General features: G+C 64.4%; 1 protein-coding gene. It reads left to right on the top strand.

Features of this window, described 5'->3' with window-relative positions; all coding sequences use genetic code 11:
* The coding region (locus DIE06_RS37855) for an adenylate/guanylate cyclase domain-containing protein (protein ID WP_124665749.1) at positions 1-821 on the top strand (821 nt) is incomplete at both ends.

The following is an 821-nucleotide window of genomic DNA, read 5'->3' as shown; positions in this document are numbered from 1 at the left end:
GCGGAAGTGCTGATGCGGGTTCGCAACATGCTGGAAGTTCGGTTGCTGCACCGGGAGTTGCGCAAGCGCGGTGACGCGCTCGAGCAGAAGGTGCGGGAAGTGGAGGCGAGCCATGAACTGATCAGCCGTCAGAGCGACGAACTCAGGCAGCTTTACGCGAAGGTCGTCGCCGAGCAGAAGGTGTCGGAGCGGCTGCTGCTCAACATGCTGCCTTATCCGATCGCCGAGCGGCTGAAGTCGCATCTCGACGACATCGCGGGGAGTTTCCCGGAAGTGATTGCGGACCGCTTTCCCGAGGTGTCGGTGCTGTTCGCGGATATCGTGGATTTCACCGGCTTCTCGGCCGGCATGCGTCCCGAGCAGCTCGTCGAGATGCTCAACGAGATCTTTACCGGCTTCGACACCATTGCCGACCACCGCGGCCTCGAGAAGATCAAGACGATCGGCGACGCGTACATGGCGGCCGCGGGGCTGCCCGTTCCCGCCGAGGACCATGCGATGCGGGCCGCGAATATGGCGCTCGACATGATCGACGCGATGGCCCGCTTCAACGAGGTCCGGCGCTGCAACCTGCAATTGCGGATCGGCGTCAACAGCGGCGAGGTTGTGGCCGGCGTGATTGGCAAGCGCAAGTTCATCTACGACCTGTGGGGTACGGCCGTCAATCTCGCGAGCCGGATGGAGTCGCAGGGCGTCGCCGGACGTGTGCAGGTGACGGAGGCGACCCGCGTCAAGCTCGGGGAAGCGTTCGTCGTCGAGGCGCGCGGCACGATCGCGGCGAAAGGCATCGGCGAGCTCCATACGTGGTTCCTGGTCGGCAG

The sequence above is a fragment of the Burkholderia sp. Bp8998 genome (assembly GCF_003854235.1).
Taxonomy (GTDB): Bacteria; Pseudomonadota; Gammaproteobacteria; order Burkholderiales; family Burkholderiaceae; genus Burkholderia.
Note: the sequence above shows the minus strand (reverse complement) of the source record. Positions and strands in the feature narration are given on the sequence as shown.